Source organism: Rhodohalobacter sp., from assembly GCF_034521535.1.
Taxonomy (GTDB): domain Bacteria; phylum Bacteroidota; class Rhodothermia; order Balneolales; family Balneolaceae; genus Rhodohalobacter.
The window spans coordinates 867,637-887,142 of record NZ_JAXHMF010000005.1 but is presented as its reverse complement, the minus strand read 5'-3'; the positions used below and the strand labels follow the sequence as shown (position 1 = coordinate 887,142).

The window sequence follows — 19,506 nt, the reverse complement described above, 5'->3', positions numbered from 1 at the left end:
CCGGTAAATGTTTTCAATCAATAGAGTTGAACAGCTCCAAACTATTAAGATATAACATTTCTTCACTCGTTTCGTAATGAAAAACAGAGCTCTATTACACCTACTTCAAAGCTGACTTCAGGAAGTAGCTCATTTCAGTTCAATGATATATCTTTCCATTTTGTTGATATAATGCGTGGAAGAAATTTAAATTAATTGGTTCTTGCTGAATGAGTTATGAAAAAGATACGATTCCCTATTCTGTTCTGGATCTTGCTGTAGTAACAGAGGGAAGTACACCTGCTGAAGCTATCTCCAACAGTCGCGACCTTGCCCGCCACGCTGAAAATTTTGGCTACAAACGTTTTTGGATGGCAGAACATCACAATATGGAAAATATTGCAAGTTCAGCCACCTCGGTTCTACTGGGACATATAGCAGATGCAACATCAACTATCCGGGTTGGATCGGGCGGGGTGATGCTTCCCAACCACTCTCCATTGATCATTGCCGAACAGTTTGGGACGCTTGCCACGATCTACCCCGATCGGATAGATTTAGGGTTGGGCCGTGCGCCGGGTACGGATCAGGTAACAGCCAACGCCATTCGAAATGATAGAATGCGTCATGTTCAGCAATTTCCGGAGAATGTAAGACAGCTGCAGAAATATCTATCAAAAAGTAACCAGACTTCTTCTGTGAGGGCGTTTCCCGGAGAGGGAACAAACGTACCCATTTGGATTCTGGGCTCGAGTACGGACAGTGCTTTTCTGGCTGCAGAGTTGGGGCTGCCCTACGCATTTGCAAGCCACTTTGCACCTCAACAGCTGATGCCTGCAATCAAGCTTTACAAAAAACATTTCAAGCCTTCAGAACAGCTTAGCAAACCCTACATCATGCCTGTCATTAACGTTATAGCTTCCGACACAGACGATCAGGCCGAATATCTATCCAGTTCCATGAAACAGATGTTTATGGGAGTGATTACCGGCGACAGATCGCCCATGCCTCCGCCTGTTGATGACATGGATAAACTCTGGAATGAGCATATAAAATACGGTGTGAACCAGATGCTTACCTACTCATTCATCGGCAGCAAAGAAACGATCGAAAAAGATATCAATCAGTTTATCGGTCAAACCGGAGCAGATGAAATTATGATCGCATCGTACATTTTCGATCACGATGAAAGGATTAAATCACACCAACTGTTTTCTGAAGTGATGAGTGCGGCATTTGCCTGATGAAAGTCCGATTCACATTTATTAGTATTTTTTCCCTCAATTACACCGTGCAATTCGTACATTCAAGTTGAAACATTTTTGATTATCAAGGCTAATTATCAAATAACAATCACAAATTATGAGCAGTGAACCAATTGTAGGCGTAGTAATGGGCAGTGACAGTGACTGGCCAACGATGAAAGAAGCAACTGAGATTCTGGATCATTTTGATGTACCGTATGAAAAGCAGGTTGTATCGGCCCACCGCACACCCGACGTAATGGCGGAATATGGAACCATGGCCCGTGAACGAGGATTGAAAGTGATCATAGCAGGAGCCGGCGGTGCCGCTCACCTGCCGGGAATGCTCGCGGCTTACACTACCCTACCTGTGATTGGAGTTCCCGTTAAAACCACCGCGCTTGGCGGACTCGACAGTCTCTATTCAATCGTACAGATGCCAAATGGAGTTCCGGTTGCTACCGTTGCAATTGGTAAAGCCCGTAATGCAGGCCTGCTTGCTGTTCGCATGCTAAGCATGAATGATTCCGATCTGGCCGAAAAACTGGAAGATTATCATTTGAGTATGGCCGATGAGTCGATCGAGAAAACCAAAAATCTGAAGTAGTCAACTCTATTGAAAAATAAAGCTGTCAATATCACCATTCTGGTTCTGCTTACCCTTTTTATACTCTTTCGGGTGAATACCGCGCTGAATCAGATGAACAGTGAAGATCAGCAGGTATCACAATCTATTGAAGATTTACCCGCTGTTTATTCAGGTGTAATGCCCTGCGCGGATTGCCCCGGAATTGAATCGACCGTGGTTCTCAATGAAGACAGTTTTGAAGAGTTGAATCATTATCAGGATCGGGGAGACAATCTTTACCGGGTAGAAGGAACCTGGACTTTGACCGGAGACACACTCAAACTCTACCGGATTGAAGGTGAAATACACAAGGCCTTTATGTTCAGCAGAGATCAGATCAAACTGCTGGATCGGGAACTTCAGCCCATTACCGGAGAACTGGAAAAGAACTATACACTTGATCGTTCTCCTGAACAAGAGTCGATTCGAAGCAGTCATTCAGAACTTCGTGAAGAAGGAATTGATTTTCTTGCAAGTGGCAATGAGCCGTTTTGGACCATTCACGTCAATTTTGATGGCCGGCTGCTATACAAAACTCCTGGATCTGAAATGCCTTATCCATTTAGTGAATTCGAAGAGATCGTGGAAGATCAAAAAACAATATACAGCACTGATGAAATGCAGATCACGATAATACCCGGATACTGCAGGGATTCAATGAGCGGGTTTCTTTTTACCCATCAGATTGACGTTCAAACCGGGGAGCAGAATTTAACCGGTTGCGGCAGGTATTTATGATTGAGGTTTTACAGCTGTCTTATTGTACTCAATGATTTTGTGGTATGCTTCCAGAACAGCTTCTGTCGTCTCTTTCTGAATAACCACTCCATGCTCTTTAGCTATATCCTTTGCATTAAGCGGTGCAAACGCCATTTTTACTTTTTTTAGCGCCGGCACATCTCCACTGCTGTCACCAATGTATCCCATCTCATCAAAAGAGATATCTAAAGCTTTACTTAGCAATTTAAATCCCTGAAGCTTATCGTTTCCGGGCATCAGTGTATTCACTGAAATATCCGTGGCATGAACTTCCATTCCGGGGTAATCACTTTCAACTTTTTCCAGTATCAGTCTGTGGAGTTTTTCAATGACCTTTTCATCCGGCCCAACTATTCCCGCATCCATCATTTTTGAAAACTCCAGATTTACACCTGGGTAGTTTGGCAACACATCTTGAGTCAGCCACTTTTTCATTTGCTGTACTGGTTCCATCTCTCCATTCTCAATGTTGATGGCCGTTTCGAAACGGTGGCCGTCCCAATGGAACAGCCCGGCACTTTCAAAAACAAATGGCAATTTTATATCCAGCCACTGTGCTACCGCTTCGGCGTACGGATATGGGCGTCCGGTGCAGATTGTGAGCGGTGGAATGATATCCGAAGAACGACTCTGAATATTCAGCTCTCTGATTTTATTGATTGCCTCCCAATTTGGGGTTTTGAACGGTTCAGATATACATCCGTCCAAATCTGTTACAAACAGTTTTATCATACTACGTGAGTTTCTCTTTTCTGGAGTTATTTCGATTTAAATGATCAGGAAAAAACAGTCCGGTTACTAAAAATAACAGCCCAATCATCATTAAAATCTGGTATTGGTTTTCGTAATCGGCGTACTCCTGACTCGAAAATTCGCCTCTTTGAAGTTCGTCCAATCGAGGAAAAAGGGGTTCAATTGTATCACTTCCCCTTCGGATTGAAAAATATTCTCCACCTCCTGTAGAGGCAACTTCCCGCATTGTACTTTCCCCTAAACTTGAGGTAACCGTATTGCCTTCCCGGTCTCGATGATATCCTGTCATTCTTCCCTGTTCGTCATAAATCGGAATGGGACCGCCTTCCAGCGTACCAATACCCAAAGCAAAAACAGTTACTCCCAGGCTTTCCAGCTTTTCGAGTTCTTCACTGTAATCCGGCCCGTGATTTTCCCCATCAGCCATAAAAAGTAGAACGTTCGACGCATTTTGACTGTCTATCGATTCAAACACCTCAATGGCTTTCTGCATGGCCGCTTGAAAATCCGTGCCCGAAACAGGTATCTGATCCGTATTTGAAACATCCAGGAAGAGACGAAGCGCGGAATAATCAGTTGTTATGGGCGCCTGAACATACGCTTCTCCGGAGAAAACTATTAATCCAATTCTGTCTCCGGTGAGCCGGTTTACCAATCTGTTAATTTCAAACTTAGCCTTTTCTAATCTGCTGGGTCTTACATCTTCGGCGTTCATGCTTCTCGATAAGTCCAGCGCTACCATGATATTTAAACCGGAACGTTGAATTTCACGGACTTCGGTGCCGATTTTAGGACCGGCCAGAGCAACTATAAAAAATAGCAGTGCTCCCAAAATGGCGTACAATCGGACTTTGTCTCCCGTACTCCAGTAATTTTTGCGCAGCTGATGAATCAGACGCTCATCAAAAAGTTCATCTCTCTTTTTTCGCTGAACCTGCCTGAACCAGTAATACAATCCGTACAGAACCGGAAGTAGCAGTAACAGCCATAAATATGAGCTATTTTCCCAAATCATCTATTTTTACCTGATTAAATAATGTTGAAAGATAGTACTCTTTTTAGAGAACTCGAATGAGGATTTCCTGAAAAATTGGTGCTTTAATAAACTGTATTGGGGCAGAGCCCGCGAGATATCCACTTAAAATCCATTATTTATTGATTGAATATGTGCTTATTGAGGAGTGTCCCCCTTCGAAGGGGGCAATGGGGGATGATCAAATTTTCTTATGAATCAACTATTGAACCATGGATGATTACGATGGTCATCCCCCTTGCTCCCCAAAAAACGCTCGGTGGAGCTTCCCCCTTCAAAGGGGGACTTTTATCTTTCTCGACCAAAAAGGTTGGGGAATTAAACCGCTTACGATTCAAAGCCACTCACAGCCTCTTTTTTCAGCTTTTGATCTCTTTGTTCTTTCTCCTCAGCCGGTGCAATTTTAAACAGCCAGAAAATCCCGGACGCTACCAGTAGGCCGGAAAAGAGAGCCATCGTCTCCCTTAACGAAAGAATATCAAACTCCAGTATAAGTGCTGCAACTGTTACGGATACCGACTGGGCTAGCGTAAACAGTAGCCACTCCAAGCTAAACACTCGCCCCCTGTACTGATCCGGTGCCCGTCGCTGTACAAGTACAGTACTCATCACCCAGTTGGATCCGGAAGCCATATGAGCCAGCATCACAAACATTCCCATAAAAAACAGATGCTCAGAATAACTGACAAGCGCGTACATCAGACCGGCAATGATCATAAAAAATCCCATTCCTTTTACCCAGGTGCTTTCACTTTTCAGTACCCTTCGTCCCAGAACAGGCCCGAGTCCGGTACCAATTCCTCTGGCCGAGTATAAAATTCCAAGCCCGATACTGCCCATCATTAATACATCTTCAGCAATGATAATCAGCATGTAGACTAGCGCACCAACACACATCGTAAATGTACCTTTTGCCAGGGTCGGCCTTAGAACATTTTTATTGGTTCTTAAATACTTGATACCGTCCTGGATTCCATGCAAAGGATTTCTGGTTCGGTGCTTCTCCTCTGCAGACATCATTTTCTGAGGAATATCCGCTTTGTAAATAAACCAGGATGAAAAGATGTAGGTAAAGCCGTTCATCAAAAACACCAGATCCGTGCCCAGCCACTCGGTAGCAAATCCTCCGACAGCCATTCCCGTTGTGAAAATAATGCTCCAGGAAGCCGCTGATAAAATATTGGCATTCACCAGTTCAGCCGGAGTGGTGACGTTTGGAATGGATGATGTTTTGGCGGGCTCAAAGATAGCTGAAAAAGCCATCTGTATGGCAATCAAAAGGTACGCCAGCCAGAGAAGGGATTCCGATGTTATGAAAATAAAACCCAATACAATAATACCGCGAATAATATCGCACCAGATCATCAGCCGCCGCCTGCTGAAGCGATCGGTAATATATCCGGCAATTGGCGAGAATGACGCCAGACTCAGCATTTTCACCACAATAATTAATCCCAGAAGCAGCTCAGAACCACTGTACTGCTGAATGATGGCGTAAACCGCCAGTATTCCAAACCAATCTCCAAAATTGGATATAATCTGAGCAAGCCATAGCCTTCTATAGTTATGATTCTGACTTACTAAATCCAGATATGGCTGTATCTTACTTTTCACTAAACTACTTTACGCCGGTGCTTCCAAAACCGCCTTTGCCGCGGTTGGTTTCAGGCAGTGACTCGGTCTCTTCAATTTGAGGCTGATAGACCGGTGCGATTACCATCTGCGCGATGCGATCGCCATGCTCGATTTTATAGGGTTGATCTCCGTGATTGATCGCCAAAACTTTCACCTCTCCCCTGTAATCTGAATCGATCGTGCCGGGTGTATTCAGCATGGTAATGCCGTGTTTATAAGCTAAGCCGCTTCGAGGTCTGATCTGCGCTTCGTAACCCACTGGCAACGCCATTTGCAATCCCGTCGGAATCAAATCCCGTTCACCGGGTTCTAAAGTCTTCGGCTTATCGAGTGCAGCTCGAATATCCATTCCCGCCGCTTCATCGCTTTCGTATGCGGGCAGTGGTAAGTTTTTGGCGTGATCCAGTTTTTTGAAATAAATCTTAATCTTGTCCTCTTCGCTCATAATTGATTAACCGAACTTTTACGTTTCCAAAAATTACGCGTACATGAGCCTCCACCGGTACTCGCAGATCATCGGTTGAAAACCACGATTTAAATTTCCCGTTAAACCCAAATGGTCCGTCCACATCTGCATTACCTTCGCTTCTGTACGTTTCAATAGGTTTGTCAAATGCATCGTATTTCCGTCTCTCTGTTTTCGGTCCGCTTTTGGCAGTTACCAGTCCCATATCTCCTTCTATATAGGCGGGCAGTGTATACTCCTCTTCGAGCCCGGCAAATTTCCTGGAGTAATAGAAAATAATATCTCCGCCACTGGCCGGTTCCTTTAACGCAAGTGTATCGGTGGGTTCGCCAAATTCATAAAATCGAACAGCTTCAGCTTCTCTATCAAAAATGATTCTGGCGCTGTCGTACTCTTCTTCGTGAACATCATCCCGCCAAAAAACAAAACTGTAGGGCCACTTCTCATTGTACTGAAAAAGGTTTTCGTAGTTCACAATGCGGGTTCCCATTAAAGGCAACTTACTGTTTGAGCGCATGGTCGTTCTAAGGTGATACGCTTTTTCGCCATTGTAAGTTGTATCGGGCAGCAGTTCAACGTCTACCCATCCGAGCGTAAAAAAGCCATACTTGACCTCATACTCGAAAATCTCCCTGGCCTCCAGCATCTCTTCCATTGATGGAGTTTGTTCCCGGTCTCGTTCATATGTGAAGTCAGTCTGGGCAAATACAACCGGAACAGCAGCTAAAAATAAAAACAGAAAATTACTCAACAAATGCTTCAAATGCGTCCTCATCATATCCAACTAAAATTGCTTCTCCTTCTACCAAAACCGGTCGTTTGATCATCACCTGATGCTCAAGTAACTCATCAAACAGCTCTTCATCGCTTAAATTCTTGTCTTTCAGGCCAAGTTCCCTCCACTTCATACCGCGTCGATTTATAAGTACGTCCAGGCCGATCTGATTAGCAAATGATTGCAGCTCGTCTCTCGTTAGCGGCTCTTTTTTCAGATCAACAAATTCATACTCAACCTCGTTTTCATCCAGCCACTTGAAGGTGTCTCGCACTTTGTTACAGTTTTTGATCCCGTAAACTTGTATCATTACAGTACTTCTTTATTATGATTTTTATTTGTTGAAAAATACAACATTTTTGTGACGATTTCGTCACTCTACTAGAAAGAACTGAATCAATTGATACTCCATTTCATCTAAATCAGCTATTGTGATTTTTTACAAAAAACTACTTTTCCCGGCCATGCTTATTTCTCTTTTTTTGATCGCCGGATGCAATCAAAGCAGTGATCAAAGAGATTTTGAAAGAGAGGCGTTTAGTATGCCGGACGGTATCACCGAAACCAGCAATAACGGAACGGTAGAAAACAGTGATCCTGACGATTGGAGAATATCTCCTTTTTTTCAGGGGGTGATAGAAGTTGATCCCGCTTACCCAAACCCGGTTTTATCCTCAGAGCAAGTTTCCCTCGATGTTGTCGTGACCGGGGTTGAATCTGTATCCGGGTTAAGAGTCTACGCTTTCTACGGGGATAACAATGTCCGGCCGGTTTTTCAGGATTTACGCAGTCCTATTCCTCCCGGATTAACTTCTCTGCCACTTTCACCGTTAGATATCTCCCGGTTCAGAGAAAATCCGCAGGGTACCTATCGCATTGTATTAGTTGATGCAAACGAAAACGTCATCTCATACGGCGATGTAAGGGTCGAATAGGAATAAATCCGTATTGTCATTAATGGAGTCAGCCTCTATCTTCTTGCTCTATGCCAAAGGAAAAATTAACACTATCTGAAAAATCTATTCTACGGGAGCTCATCTTTCCTGAACCATTTTCTCATATCCAGGATGAGACCGGACTCAGTTACGGTGCTATCCGCGATGATTTGATTAAACTGATCAATCACGGTTACATCGAAGTTTTTGACTCGGAATCACTTCTATCCGTTTCTCCATTTTACGATTCGGATAAAATTCAGCAGTTTAGTTTTAAAGCCACTAAAACAGGACTTAAAAGTATACAGAGCCATGCAATTTGAATCTTCTATAGACGACCGGTCATTTGACGTTAAAATTGACAGTGACAATCATTCAGCTACCGTAGATGGCAAAGAGATAACTTACGAGCTTATATCTCAATCCAATGGCCGTCTACTCTTCCGAACAGGAACTAAACTGCACATCATTGATAACATTGAAATAGATAAACAGAACATCTCCTTTTCAATTGACGGCAATTTTGTAAAAACAGTTGTAAAGGATGAGCAAGAGTTATTGCTGGAACGGCTTGGTTTTTCTACCGATGAGCTTGCATCTGTGGGTCTGCTTGAAGCCCCAATGCCCGGTAAAATTTTAGAGCTTCTGGTTGCAGAAGGTGATGAGGTTGAAGAAGGCCAACCGGTTGCCATTCTTGAAGCCATGAAAATGGAAAACGAATTAAAAGCGCCTGCATCAGGTATAGTGGCATCCGTTTCAGTTACAGAAAAAGACAACGTAGAAAAAAATCAAACTATTTTAGAGATCGAACCCCGTGGATAAATTTGTTATTGAAGGTCCAACTCCGTTAAAAGGCGAAATTGCAATCAGTGGCTCAAAAAACGCCGCTCTTCCACTTATGGCTGCATCACTGCTCGGTGATGGGCCATCTACATTACACCTGATCCCAAAACTGCGAGATATTTACACATTTAACAATGTTATTCGCGTAACGGGGACAAAGGTCGACTTTCTTGAAAATGAGAATAAATTAGTGATAGACCCGACTCACCTCAGCCATATCGAAGCCCCTTACGATCTGGTACGAAAAATGAGAGCTTCCTTTTATATGCTTGGCGCGCTTGTAGGACGAATGGGTAAAGCACGCGTTTCTCTTCCGGGAGGTTGTGCCTGGGGTCCGCGCCCGGTTGATCTCCATCTAAAGGGAATGGAAGCGATGGGCATCAACATCGATCTGGAAGAAGGGTATGTTGTCGCCTCAATGGATGGTGAAGATGTTGAAGGTGGTGAGTTTACTCTCGATCCAAGCAGTGTTGGAGCAACCATCAACCTGGTACTCGCGGCAGCTAAGCGAGCGAAGAAGTTCACCATCAAAAATGCCGCAAAAGAGCCCGATGTGGTTCTGCTCTGCAACATGCTGGTGAAAATGGGTGCCAATATTGAAGGAATCGGAACCGATACACTTACAATTCGAAAAGCCGATACCCTTAAAGGTGTGGAGATGTCAAACGATCCCGACAGGATCGAGACCGGAACTTATATGATCGCCGCAGCGATGCATCCGGAATCGGATCTGACGTTAACCGGTTGCAAGCCGGAAGATCTTGGCACATTTCCAAAACACTTTAAAAAACTCGGTGTGGGTTTGACTATCGATGGCTCAACCATCAGAATCAAATCAAATGAGAGTATTAAACCGGTTTCTATAAAAACTGAGATCTATCCCGGTTTCCCAACCGACCTTCAGGCTCAATGGGCTACATTGATGACTCAGGTAAATGGAAAATCCAAAGTAACCGACACAATTTATTTTGACAGATTTAGCTACGTTCCCGAACTGAACAGGCTTGGAGCCAATTTGGATGTCGAAAAAAATACTGTGACAATCGAAGGAAAAACTGATCTTAGTGGTGCCTCAGTAATGAGTACCGATCTCAGGGCCAGCGTCAGCCTGGTTATGGCCGGTATGGTAGCAGAAGGCACGACCGAAGTACTGCGTATCTACCATCTCGACAGAGGATATGAGAATCTCGAAGAAAAGCTAAATGCGGCCGGTGCTTCGATCAAAAGAATGAGTGAATAGTAAAATTTTGTGTTTCTTTACTACATAAACATTCAATATTTAATTATTAGTCAACTTTCTGCTATATTTAAACATTGGACTAGTTCGATAACAAATCTGCGAACTCGACATACTATTATATTGATATTTAAAGTTTTACGACATATCACCCCTTATTTGATTTTTCGCTTCAAAGCGGTCTGCCGCTCTGTTGCGTACTCAGATTTTGGTATTTCCGGGCCTAGTAAAGCGCCCACACCTATTTCTAACAAGAATTCTAACAGTTTAGCAACTCGCTCTGCTTTATCTCGTGCAAGTGACCATCTGGAAAACCAAGTACTGTTTTTAAACACCCACCAGATCTTTTTGATTGTGAAGTGTAAGCTTAGCGAATTGCTGATGAAATTTTACCGCTTACATGAAGAACCAGATCATTATACACTCATCGGGGAATCAAACCCGTGTTGCACTGCTGGAAAACAAAGAACTGGCACAACTTTTTATAGAATCTGAAGAGAATCAACGTACCGTTGGCGACATCTACCTCGCCCGCGTCCATAAAGTAATGAGCGGTATTCGAGCCGCATTTATTGATGTTGGCATGGAGAAAGACGCTTTTCTTCACTTCTCTGATGCCGGCGATCATCTTGGAGATTACATCAAAATGATGAATGGCCCCAAGAGTATCTCCAAGGACGCTAATAAAGAACTTCAGAAATTTGATAAGCTTTCCAATAACGACAAGCAGATTCTTGCCGGCAAGCTGCTTCAGAGAGATCAGAGAATCCTTGTACAGATTGTAAAAGAACCGATCGGTTCCAAGGGTCCACGTGTATCAACAGATATTACCATTGCAGGTCGATTCCTGGTTCTGATTCCGATGGGAAACTACATTGCTATTTCTAAAAAAATTAATAGCGGACGTGAAAGACGGCGTCTCAAGAAAATTGCCGGTGATATGCTCCCGGACGGTTTTGGCGTAATCATTCGTACGGTTGCTCAGGGGCAAGATAAAGAGTCTCTTGAGGATGACATGCGTACCGTTTTGAAAAAATGGGAGCGTATTCTCAATAAGCTCGAAAATGCCAAGCCCCCAACACTGCTCTACAAAGATCTCGACATCACCGAAAGCTTGATTCGTGACCTTTTTGCAAAGCAGTATGATCGTGTTTTGATTGATGACTATCAGCTCTATAAGTCAATCAAAAGCTATGTTTCGCAAATTGCGCCAAAGATGCTTCCAAGCGTGGAACTCTACAAAGGCAAAGATCACATTTTTGATCATGTGAATATTGCACACGATGTAAATTCCATTTTCAGCCCCAGGGTTCGAATGCCTTCCGGAGGTTACCTCATTTTTGAGCAGACTGAGGCGATGTATGTGGTGGATGTAAACTCCGGCCCCTATGCCGCCAAAGAGAAGCAAGAAGATAATTCACTGAAAACCAATCTTGAAGCTGCGCGGGAAATCGCCAAACAGCTCCGTTTGCGCGATATTGGCGGTATTATCGTTGTGGATTTCATCGATCTTAGAGACGACAAAAACCGTAAAAAGATCTATGATGAGCTGAAAAAGGAGTTTAAAAAAGATCGCGCTAAGACCAACGTAATTGGCATGAGTGATTTCGGCCTGGTTCAGATTACCCGTCAGCGTATTCGGCCAAGCGTTGTTAATTCCGTATCTAAAGTCTGTCCTACTTGCGGTGGATCAGGGTCAGTTGTCAGTCAGGATACTATCGTAACCGACATTGAGAGCTGGATCAGCAAATTTAAGTACAGCACGGAATATCGCGCTGTGGACATCTACATCAATCCATACCTGAGATCTTACCTCACAATGGGGCTATTTAGCCTGCGTTTTAAATGGATGATGAAATACAAACTCAGAATTTCTTTTGTCCCGGACGAAACAATATCTCTGAATGAATTTAAAGCAACTCTTTCAGGTTCTGATCTTGAAATTACAGATGTTGTTCTTCAAGGTGATTCGCTTGATAAAATTTTAGCGGCACACGAAGTTCAAAGCCGTGAAATTGAAACTGAAAATGATGTTTCACGTCAGGTGGATTACTATTCCAAGGATGATAAAAATGGGCAAAAAAAGCGCCCGAGTCGTCCCAAAAGGCCTGTACAACAGAACAACTAGTTGAACTGTAATAACACAAAATTTTGAGAGTTTTATATGACTAATCTGAACAATTTGCATGCTACCACTGTGCTTGGAATTATCCACAACGGTAAGGTTGCATTAGGTGCAGATGGGCAAGCAACACTGGATAAAACCGTAATGAAGTCTACGGTAAAAAAAGTACGTGAACTTCAAAAAGGCACTATTCTGGCGGGATTTGCAGGTTCTACAGCGGATGCCTTTACCCTATTTGAAAAATTTGAAGAGAAATTAAACAGCTACAACGGAAACCTTCAACGAGCCGCTGTTGAAATGGCTAAAGAGTGGAGAAAAGATAAATTTCTCCAAAAACTTGAAGCACTCCTGGTCGTTATTGATAAAGACACTCCCCTGCTCATTTCGGGGCAAGGTGATGTGATTGAACCAGACGATCAGATATTGGCAATTGGCAGTGGAGGTTCGTTTGCACTGGCAGCAGCCCGGGCTTTAAAAGAGAACGCACCGGAACTATCTGCAAAAGAGATTGTTGAAAAGTCGCTGCACATTGCAGCAGACATCTGCATCTATACGAATCATAATTTGACCATTTTAGAAATTGATGAGTAGTACCATGAAGTTAATTGAACAACAAAATTTAACACCCCGCCAAATAGTTGCCGAGCTTGATAAATATATTATCGGGCAGCAAAAGGCGAAGCGATCTGTTTCCATCGCACTTCGGAATCGCTGGAGAAGATTGAAATCTGATCCTGAAATCCGGGATGAAATTATTCCCAATAACATCCTAATGATCGGTCCAACCGGCGTAGGTAAAACTGAAATTGCGCGACGTCTGGCCAAACTGGCCGGTGCTCCGTTTATCAAAGTAGAAGCTTCTAAGTTTACAGAAGTCGGCTATGTTGGCCGCGATGTGGAATCGATGATTCGTGATCTGACCGATATCGCCATCAACATGGTAAAAATGGAGATGCAGGAGCGCGTAAAAGGAAAAGCGGCAGATATTGTAGAAGAAAAAATTCTGGATATTCTGATTCCGCCCGTACGCAAAAAAAAATCAACTACATCTACAACGAGTAACTCGGGAGAAGTAGGCTTCAATCCCGATAAGGCTTCTGACGCCGAACTCAATGAACGTACCCGTGAGCGCTTCAGAGATAAGCTGAAAAACGGTGAACTTGAAGATCGTGAAATCGAAATTGAAGTAGATTCATCCAAAACCCCGATGATGCAGGTCTTTGGACCGCAGGGAATGGAAGAGATGGGCATGAATCTTCAGGATATGCTCGGCAACCTTGGTGGCGGACGAAAAAAATCAAAACGTACGCTGCCTATTAGCGAGGCACGTGAAATTATGCTCGATCAGGAAGCAGAAAAATTAATCGATCACGAAGCTGCCGTTCAGGAAGCTCTGGAAAGGGTGCAAAATCAGGGAATCGTATTTATAGATGAGATCGACAAGGTAGCAAGTGATTCGTCATCAACCAGTAAAGGAAGCGGTGAAGTAAGCCGACAGGGTGTTCAGCGCGATCTTCTCCCCATTGTGGAGGGAAGCACGGTAAACACCAAACATGGCATTGTAAAAACCGATCATATTCTCTTTGTAGGATCAGGTGCATTTCACGTTTCCAAGCCTTCTGACTTAATACCGGAATTGCAAGGACGTTTTCCTATCCGGGTAGAGCTGACCTCATTGACGGAAGAAGATTTCTTTAATATTCTGACTCAGCCAAAAAATGCATTGACTAAGCAGTATCAGGCTATGCTTCAATCGGAGGGCGTTCGGATAGAATTTACAGAAGATGCCATTCGTGAAATTGCCAAAATTGCAGCAGAGGTTAACCAGCAGGTAGAAAACATCGGTGCACGGCGTTTACACACCATATTATCATCTCTGCTTGAGGAACTGCTGTTTGCTGTACCTGATGATATTCAGTCAGGTGAAATCGATATCGACCGTGAGTATGTACAAAAACAACTCTCCGGATTGGCCAAAGACAAAGACCTGAGTCATTATATCTTGTAAAATGGTTCTTTAATTTGAAATTTCAAGAAACGTTTTTCTATATAATACGTTGAATAAAATGTAGTATATCTACAGACGGATGATTATACTCTCTAGGTAATATCATCGTTACACTCTAAAACAAGAAACTAAATACTAATGTCTGTGAAGAAGTTTCTCGCTCCCCAACTTGCACTATTACTGATCCTTTCTGCCGTTTGGCTTGCCGGTGTTGACAAGGTTGTTGTTTCAAACGACCAAGATCAAGAAAATTTACACAAATACCTTCAGGTACAGCGCAGAGTACTGGACAACTATTTCGGAGATACATCCATAGATCATCTCTATAAACGAAGTATAGCCGGTCTGGTAAAAGGGATGCAGGACAGCACTCTTGATATATCCGCCACACCGATTGATACAACCCAATTCAAATCAATCCAGAATTTAAGAGATTCATATAATAGTTTTGAAGAAGCTTATCTCTATGTAGCAAACAACTATCCCGAAGAGGATATGGCGATGCTCACGGAGAATTCCATTCGCGAAATGCTTAAAACTCTTGATCCACACTCTGTCTACATAGAAGCTGAAGACAGTGAGAGAATTGAGGAGGAGTTTGCAGGAAAATTTCAGGGAATCGGTATTCAGTTTAATATCATTCAGGATACCATTACCGTGATCACAGCTATTTCAGGCGGGCCAAGTGACCAATTGGGGATTATGTCCGGTGATCGCATCGTTTCCATCGACGATACGAGTGCTATTGGTTATGACAACGAAGATGTAATGCGACGACTGAGAGGTGAAAAAGGAACAAAGGTAGATGTCGAAATTCTGAGACCAAGTAATTCCAATCCGATAAACTTCACCATCGAGCGGGACGATATTCCTCTTACAACCATCGACACTGAATACATGGTTGATGATCAATCCGGATATATTAAAATCAACCGGTTTGCAGCTACAACACACGAGGAGTTTCTCAGTTCAGTTGAAAAACTTCGTGATCAGGGCATGGATCGAATTATCCTGGACCTTAGAAACAATCCCGGTGGTTACCTAAGTCAGGCCATTGCCATTTCAGAGGAGTTCTTCCCCAGAAATACGAAATTGGTTTCTACCGACAGCAAACATACCCGATTTAATCAGGAAGTCTACTCGAGCCGCAATGGCATATTGATGGATATTCCGGTGATAGTTCTGGTAAACGAAGGTTCAGCATCAGCAAGTGAAATTGTAAGTGGTGCCATTCAGGATCACGACCGAGGCTTGATTGTAGGACGCCGTACATTTGGCAAGGGATTGGTTCAGCAGCAGTATGAACTAATCGACGGCAGCAATATCCGGGTAACTATTTCAAGATATCTGACTCCATCCGGCCGATTAATTCAAAAGCCCTTTGACGGAAAAAATGAAGACTACGCTTATGAATTTGTACATCGATCTTCCGATCCTGCTGTTGACGTGAAAGAGTTTAAAGATCAGGTACCTGACTCCCTTAAATACACCACAAAAGCAGGTAGGGAAGTTTTTGGCGGAGGCGGTATTGTTCCAGATATCTTGGTTGAACAAGACACTACTTCTTCCCCTTATCTATTTAATTTCATGCTTGTAAACCGTGTGGATTTCAACTTTGTACGCGATTTCCTCGATGAAAAAGGTGAAGAATTCCGTGCAAAGTGGGAAAGTGATTATCAATCCTTCAGAAAAGATTTCGAGTGGAGTAAAGCCGACAAAGAGACTTTTCTCTCTATGATGAAGGAAGAAGGTTTGGAAATTGTAGACGAGCTTGATGAACCTGAAGTTGAAGGAGACAACCTAAAACTTACCCGGGAGATGTATGAAGAACTTGTTTGGATGAATTATGGCAGAATGAAAGCCGAAATTGCACGACAGGTTTGGGGAAGTGAATACTTCTACCCTATTGTAAATGACTACTTTAATGAGTCGCTGTCTGAGGCTGTAAAACTTTGGGATGAGGTTAGGGAACTCGAAACATTTGCTTCCTCTCAAGCTGCAAGGTTTTAACTGTTAAGCTGAAACTTTACGAATCTTTAAACGGCCTGTTTTTTATTAAAGCAGGCCGTTTTTGTATCTGTCTGTTATGCTCACGGCAGCTGTTTCTGTGCGGAGCCTCTTCTCTCCCAACGAATATGGAATCCCACCTAATTTCTTCATTAAGTTTCTCTCCGATTCAGAAAAGCCCCCTTCCGGTCCAACTATCAGCATCAATTTATTATTCAAGCGGCTTTCTAAACCCCTTTCATTAAATGTTTCATCAGCGTAGATCAATGACGTTGATTCTTCCCTTGCATCAACCGCATCGGATAAATTTTCAACAAAGCTTACTTGTGGAAGGAATACTCTAAGTGACTGCTTCATTGCAGATAAGACTGTAGACTCAAGTCTGTCTAATCGTACATTTCCTTTTTCACTGTGATCTCCCCTGAAAACAATAATCTCGTCAACTCCAAGCTCCACACTTTTTTCAACAGCAAATTCGAGCCGATCCCTTTTTTTGATCAACCCTATAACAAGTGTAACGTATGGTGATTTTCTCTTCTCCGTATTTGTGTCGAGAATATTGCAAATAACATCACTTTTTTGAATATCGGCAACCTCACAGTGGTAAAGCTGTCCGGCTCCGTCAGTTACATGAATTTGATCTCCAACTCTTACTCTCAAAACTTTTGTAGCGTGTTTCGCTTCCTGACCGGTGAGCTTCAATGAGTTTGGAGTAATCGAACTTGTGGGTGAGTAAAAAATATTCATCGCTTTCTGTACCGGTCACTTTTATCAAAAACGGTCTCTCCAGTCTCCAAAACCAATTTAACAAAAGGGGTACAGAGTTTGCAATTTGTGCAGGCAATTCTGTTCTCCTCAATCTCCTTGACACTTTTTAAACGTTTTTCACTTGCAATGCGCTTTATTTCAGCAAAAGTGATCTCATGGCAAATACAGCGATCTACTTTCATATTACAAGCTTTTTATGACTCATTTATTTCTGTTTAAAGTGTTTTCCCAATTTTAATCCCTGCCCCTGATAATTACTCTTTATATCTGATCCGTATATGATATCGGGGATTTCACTGTTCGGTTCAAAATTCATGCTGCAAAAAGTCTGACCGTGTTCAATCAAAAATGGCACGTCGTGAGATCGAACCTCAAGCACAGCGCGTGCGCCGCCATCTTCTACTGAGCCGCCAAATCCGCTATCAAAAAAGCCTGCGTAGTGAGTTCGTAGTTCACCTGAACCCGTATCATATGCAATCATTTCTGCCGCCAGATGCTTTGGAATTCGGCATCTCTCTTTTGATGCGAAAATATAAAACGCTTCAGGTTCTAAAATCAGATGATCTTCACTGGCAGAGCGTATCGGCTCCCAGAAATCAGAAACTTCATAATGGTTGATATTATCCAGATCAATCAAATCCCGATGCTTCTTCGCCTTATATCCCAAAACGTCATTCTCATCGCTATGCAGGTTCACACTCAAGAACAGTCCATTATTCACCTTCACCTCTTCAAGTGGCAATGGCGTGCCTGACTCATCAAAAAGCAGCGGATCACCCGAGTGCACCCGAAGCAGATCCTGATCCGACAAAACCGTATGTCCATGACGGATACGAAGCTGGTTCAGTCGGTGGCCGGTTCGCACTTTAATCGGAAACGATTTCGGCACAACTTCCAGGTAGAGATTCCCTTCAAAACCGGGTTCAATCTCTTCAAAACGGTGAGAGTAATCTGTAATAACCCGCGTAAAAATATCGAGCCGGCCGGTTGTACTTTTGGGATTTGCTTTGGCAGTCAAATTTTCCGCCGATACCAATCGAACAGACTGATCTCCATTCCCGTTAAATAATTTCTTTTGAGGTGAAAAATGAGAAGCGGGCATCTTCAGCTTCTCAAGAAGTGGAATGATATAAACGCAATTTGGCTCCAGAACTGCTCCGTCTTCAATCGAGAAGCTATATTGATGCAGTTTGTCAATTTTCTGCTGAACCGTCTCATTTTCCGGGAGAAAGCTACTGCGAACCCGGTAAGCCTTTTCACCGAGCCGGAGGTCGATAGAGTTGGGCTGAAATTGATCATCCTGTATCGGGTGATTTTCCACACCGGTGATGACGCCCGCCTCGTTTAACAGTTTCAATTTTTGTACGGGTAATATCCCCTTTGTGCGCAATGTAACTTCGCTGGTAGTTGTGCTCATAATCATTATTCATTTAATGATGCGAAGTTAACAATTTATGACCGTTTTTGAAGGCTAAATTTCTTTTGATGGTGATTGTATCTGCATCTAAATTTTGGATTTCTTGAAACAGCGTTCGATTCCATCAATTAGTTGTATACCATACATCTAATTGAATTTAAACTGATTTTAAATAAACTGGGTTATGAAACTCATCGCCTCAATTCTGTTCTAAACTTCAAAACGCGCTCTCTATTAGGCAATTTTTTCTTTGCCTTGCAATTACCCCGGGTTTCACCCGGAGCTAAGATCTGATCGCTCTCTTCGAGCTTTTTGAAGTTGAATTCTAATGTAAGCTCAAGTACCCACAGCTTAACATTCTGATAATCGTAAATAAAGTACGATAAATCGTAGTCTGTTTATTTCACATAAAAATTGTCCTGTAGGAACAATATATAGGTACGATGATTCTTTCGAATTCCATCCCCTGATTGCAAATGTTGGGTCCTGAGACTCATCGCCTCAACTCTGTTATCATCTTCGAACTACTCTCTCTTTTCGGCGACTATAACTTGTCCATCTTTTTCTACCCATATTACATCCCGATGGGATGTTAGTAATGATGATTCAAACCTTACTTAGACTAAGTCCGAAAATTGACTAATTTTTCAATTCTGGAAATAAGTGGGGTTAAAATTGTCCTGTAGGGACAAAATATCGGCAGTATGACTCTTTCAAATCCCATCCCCTGATTTCAGATGATTGGGTCCCGAAACTCATCGCTTCAACACTGTTACCATCTCCGAACTGCTCTCACTTTTCGGCGATTTTTTCATGGCCTTACAATTACCCCGGGTTTCACCCGGAGCTAAGATCTGCTCGCTCCTTTGGAGCTTATTTGAAGTTGAACATCAC

The 19,506-nt window shown here is 42.9% G+C and carries 19 protein-coding genes; 11 read left to right on the top strand and 8 right to left on the bottom strand.

Annotation, left to right across the window (positions count from 1 at the left end; all coding sequences use genetic code 11):
• Nucleotides 1-209: 209 nt before the first annotated feature.
• From U5K35_RS10875 to U5K35_RS10865, 3 genes are all read left to right on the top strand, one after another.
• Nucleotides 210-1,223 carry an LLM class flavin-dependent oxidoreductase gene (locus tag U5K35_RS10875; RefSeq protein ID WP_322571486.1) on the top strand — a complete coding sequence of 338 codons (1,014 nt, stop codon included), beginning with the start codon at nt 210-212 and terminating at the stop codon, nt 1,221-1,223.
• Between the two features lie 118 nt (nt 1,224-1,341).
• On the top strand, nt 1,342-1,830 hold the full coding sequence (purE, locus tag U5K35_RS10870) for a 5-(carboxyamino)imidazole ribonucleotide mutase (protein WP_322571485.1): 489 nt from the start codon (nt 1,342-1,344) through the stop codon (nt 1,828-1,830).
• Nucleotides 1,831-1,839: 9 nt separating this feature from the next.
• Nucleotides 1,840-2,589: a copper resistance protein NlpE N-terminal domain-containing protein gene (locus tag U5K35_RS10865; RefSeq protein ID WP_322571484.1), complete on the top strand. Its 750-nt coding sequence runs from the start codon at nt 1,840-1,842 to the stop codon at nt 2,587-2,589.
• Here the strand turns inward: U5K35_RS10865 and U5K35_RS10860 are convergent.
• The 6 genes from U5K35_RS10860 to U5K35_RS10835 form a co-directional block, all read right to left on the bottom strand.
• The gene (locus U5K35_RS10860; protein WP_322571483.1) at nt 2,584-3,342 is read right to left on the bottom strand and encodes an HAD hydrolase family protein; all 759 of its coding nucleotides are present in this window, start codon (nt 3,340-3,342) and stop codon (nt 2,584-2,586) included. The two genes, U5K35_RS10865 and U5K35_RS10860, sit on opposite strands and share 6 nt — an antisense overlap.
• Nucleotide 3,343: 1 nt before the next feature.
• Nucleotides 3,344-4,378 carry a VWA domain-containing protein gene (locus tag U5K35_RS10855; RefSeq protein ID WP_322571482.1) on the bottom strand — a complete coding sequence of 345 codons (1,035 nt, stop codon included), beginning with the start codon at nt 4,376-4,378 and terminating at the stop codon, nt 3,344-3,346.
• 345 nt (nt 4,379-4,723) lie between these two features.
• Nucleotides 4,724-6,010: an MFS transporter gene (locus U5K35_RS10850; RefSeq protein WP_322571481.1), complete on the bottom strand. Its 1,287-nt coding sequence runs from the start codon at nt 6,008-6,010 to the stop codon at nt 4,724-4,726.
• 4 nt (nt 6,011-6,014) lie between these two features.
• Nucleotides 6,015-6,476: a dUTP diphosphatase gene (gene dut / locus U5K35_RS10845; RefSeq protein WP_322571480.1), complete on the bottom strand. Its 462-nt coding sequence runs from the start codon at nt 6,474-6,476 to the stop codon at nt 6,015-6,017.
• The gene (locus tag U5K35_RS10840) at nt 6,454-7,275 is read right to left on the bottom strand and encodes a DUF3108 domain-containing protein (RefSeq protein WP_322571479.1); all 822 of its coding nucleotides are present in this window, start codon (nt 7,273-7,275) and stop codon (nt 6,454-6,456) included. Before U5K35_RS10840 ends, dut begins: the two co-directional genes overlap by 23 nt.
• Nucleotides 7,241-7,582: an arsenate reductase family protein gene (locus tag U5K35_RS10835; RefSeq protein ID WP_322571478.1), complete on the bottom strand. Its 342-nt coding sequence runs from the start codon at nt 7,580-7,582 to the stop codon at nt 7,241-7,243. The genes U5K35_RS10840 and U5K35_RS10835 overlap by 35 nt, the downstream gene beginning before the upstream one ends.
• A 154-nt stretch (nt 7,583-7,736) precedes the next feature.
• On the opposite strand from U5K35_RS10835, the gene U5K35_RS10830 reads away from it, so the two are divergent.
• The 8 genes from U5K35_RS10830 (at nt 7,737) to U5K35_RS10795 (ending at nt 16,430) form a co-directional block, all read left to right on the top strand.
• Nucleotides 7,737-8,207 carry a hypothetical protein gene (locus U5K35_RS10830; RefSeq protein WP_322571477.1) on the top strand — a complete coding sequence of 157 codons (471 nt, stop codon included), beginning with the start codon at nt 7,737-7,739 and terminating at the stop codon, nt 8,205-8,207.
• Nucleotides 8,208-8,257: 50 nt separating this feature from the next.
• Entirely contained in the window at nt 8,258-8,530 is a 273-nt protein-coding gene (locus U5K35_RS10825; RefSeq protein ID WP_322571476.1) for a hypothetical protein, read from the top strand.
• On the top strand, nt 8,520-9,029 hold the full coding sequence (locus U5K35_RS10820; protein WP_322571475.1) for an acetyl-CoA carboxylase biotin carboxyl carrier protein subunit: 510 nt from the start codon (nt 8,520-8,522) through the stop codon (nt 9,027-9,029). Before U5K35_RS10825 ends, U5K35_RS10820 begins: the two co-directional genes overlap by 11 nt.
• The gene (gene murA / locus U5K35_RS10815) at nt 9,022-10,290 is read left to right on the top strand and encodes a UDP-N-acetylglucosamine 1-carboxyvinyltransferase (protein WP_322571474.1); all 1,269 of its coding nucleotides are present in this window, start codon (nt 9,022-9,024) and stop codon (nt 10,288-10,290) included. Before U5K35_RS10820 ends, murA begins: the two co-directional genes overlap by 8 nt.
• A gap of 397 nt (nt 10,291-10,687) precedes the next feature.
• Nucleotides 10,688-12,415, top strand: coding sequence for an Rne/Rng family ribonuclease (locus U5K35_RS10810; protein ID WP_322571473.1), 1,728 nt, complete (start codon nt 10,688-10,690; stop codon nt 12,413-12,415).
• A gap of 36 nt (nt 12,416-12,451) precedes the next feature.
• A complete protein-coding gene (gene hslV / locus U5K35_RS10805) occupies nt 12,452-13,003 on the top strand; it encodes an ATP-dependent protease subunit HslV (protein ID WP_322571472.1) in 552 nt (183 codons plus the stop codon).
• A 4-nt stretch (nt 13,004-13,007) separates the two neighbouring features.
• Nucleotides 13,008-14,420 carry an ATP-dependent protease ATPase subunit HslU gene (gene hslU, locus U5K35_RS10800; protein ID WP_322571471.1) on the top strand — a complete coding sequence of 471 codons (1,413 nt, stop codon included), beginning with the start codon at nt 13,008-13,010 and terminating at the stop codon, nt 14,418-14,420.
• Between the two features lie 138 nt (nt 14,421-14,558).
• The gene (locus U5K35_RS10795) at nt 14,559-16,430 is read left to right on the top strand and encodes a S41 family peptidase (protein WP_322571470.1); all 1,872 of its coding nucleotides are present in this window, start codon (nt 14,559-14,561) and stop codon (nt 16,428-16,430) included.
• Nucleotides 16,431-16,475: 45 nt separating this feature from the next.
• Here the strand turns inward: U5K35_RS10795 and U5K35_RS10790 are convergent, their stop codons facing one another.
• Both U5K35_RS10790 and U5K35_RS10785 read right to left on the bottom strand, forming a co-directional pair.
• A complete protein-coding gene (locus tag U5K35_RS10790) occupies nt 16,476-17,174 on the bottom strand; it encodes an RsmE family RNA methyltransferase (RefSeq protein ID WP_322571469.1) in 699 nt (232 codons plus the stop codon).
• A 226-nt stretch (nt 17,175-17,400) separates the two neighbouring features.
• Nucleotides 17,401-18,612, bottom strand: coding sequence for a 2'-deoxycytidine 5'-triphosphate deaminase (locus U5K35_RS10785; protein ID WP_322571468.1), 1,212 nt, complete (start codon nt 18,610-18,612; stop codon nt 17,401-17,403).
• Between the last annotated feature and the right edge of the window lie 894 nt (nt 18,613-19,506).

Excerpts from the sequence above, each read along its gene's own strand:
- U5K35_RS10820 (WP_322571475.1), top strand. The coding sequence starts at position 8,520 with ATGCAATTTGAATCTTCTATAGACGACCGGTCATTTGACGTTAAAATT.
- U5K35_RS10875 (WP_322571486.1), top strand. The coding sequence starts at position 210 with ATGAGTTATGAAAAAGATACGATTCCCTATTCTGTTCTGGATCTTGCT.
- dut (WP_322571480.1), bottom strand. The coding sequence starts at position 6,476 with ATGAGCGAAGAGGACAAGATTAAGATTTATTTCAAAAAACTGGATCAC.
- U5K35_RS10830 (WP_322571477.1), top strand. The coding sequence starts at position 7,737 with ATGCTTATTTCTCTTTTTTTGATCGCCGGATGCAATCAAAGCAGTGAT.
- U5K35_RS10795 (WP_322571470.1), top strand. The coding sequence starts at position 14,559 with ATGTCTGTGAAGAAGTTTCTCGCTCCCCAACTTGCACTATTACTGATC.
- U5K35_RS10840 (WP_322571479.1), bottom strand. The coding sequence starts at position 7,275 with ATGATGAGGACGCATTTGAAGCATTTGTTGAGTAATTTTCTGTTTTTA.
- purE (WP_322571485.1), top strand. The coding sequence starts at position 1,342 with ATGAGCAGTGAACCAATTGTAGGCGTAGTAATGGGCAGTGACAGTGAC.
- U5K35_RS10835 (WP_322571478.1), bottom strand. The coding sequence starts at position 7,582 with ATGATACAAGTTTACGGGATCAAAAACTGTAACAAAGTGCGAGACACC.
- U5K35_RS10810 (WP_322571473.1), top strand. The coding sequence starts at position 10,688 with ATGAAGAACCAGATCATTATACACTCATCGGGGAATCAAACCCGTGTT.
- U5K35_RS10860 (WP_322571483.1), bottom strand. The coding sequence starts at position 3,342 with ATGATAAAACTGTTTGTAACAGATTTGGACGGATGTATATCTGAACCG.
- U5K35_RS10790 (WP_322571469.1), bottom strand. The coding sequence starts at position 17,174 with ATGAATATTTTTTACTCACCCACAAGTTCGATTACTCCAAACTCATTG.
- hslV (WP_322571472.1), top strand. The coding sequence starts at position 12,452 with ATGACTAATCTGAACAATTTGCATGCTACCACTGTGCTTGGAATTATC.
- U5K35_RS10825 (WP_322571476.1), top strand. The coding sequence starts at position 8,258 with ATGCCAAAGGAAAAATTAACACTATCTGAAAAATCTATTCTACGGGAG.
- hslU (WP_322571471.1), top strand. The coding sequence starts at position 13,008 with ATGAAGTTAATTGAACAACAAAATTTAACACCCCGCCAAATAGTTGCC.
- U5K35_RS10855 (WP_322571482.1), bottom strand. The coding sequence starts at position 4,378 with ATGATTTGGGAAAATAGCTCATATTTATGGCTGTTACTGCTACTTCCG.
- U5K35_RS10785 (WP_322571468.1), bottom strand. The coding sequence starts at position 18,612 with ATGAGCACAACTACCAGCGAAGTTACATTGCGCACAAAGGGGATATTA.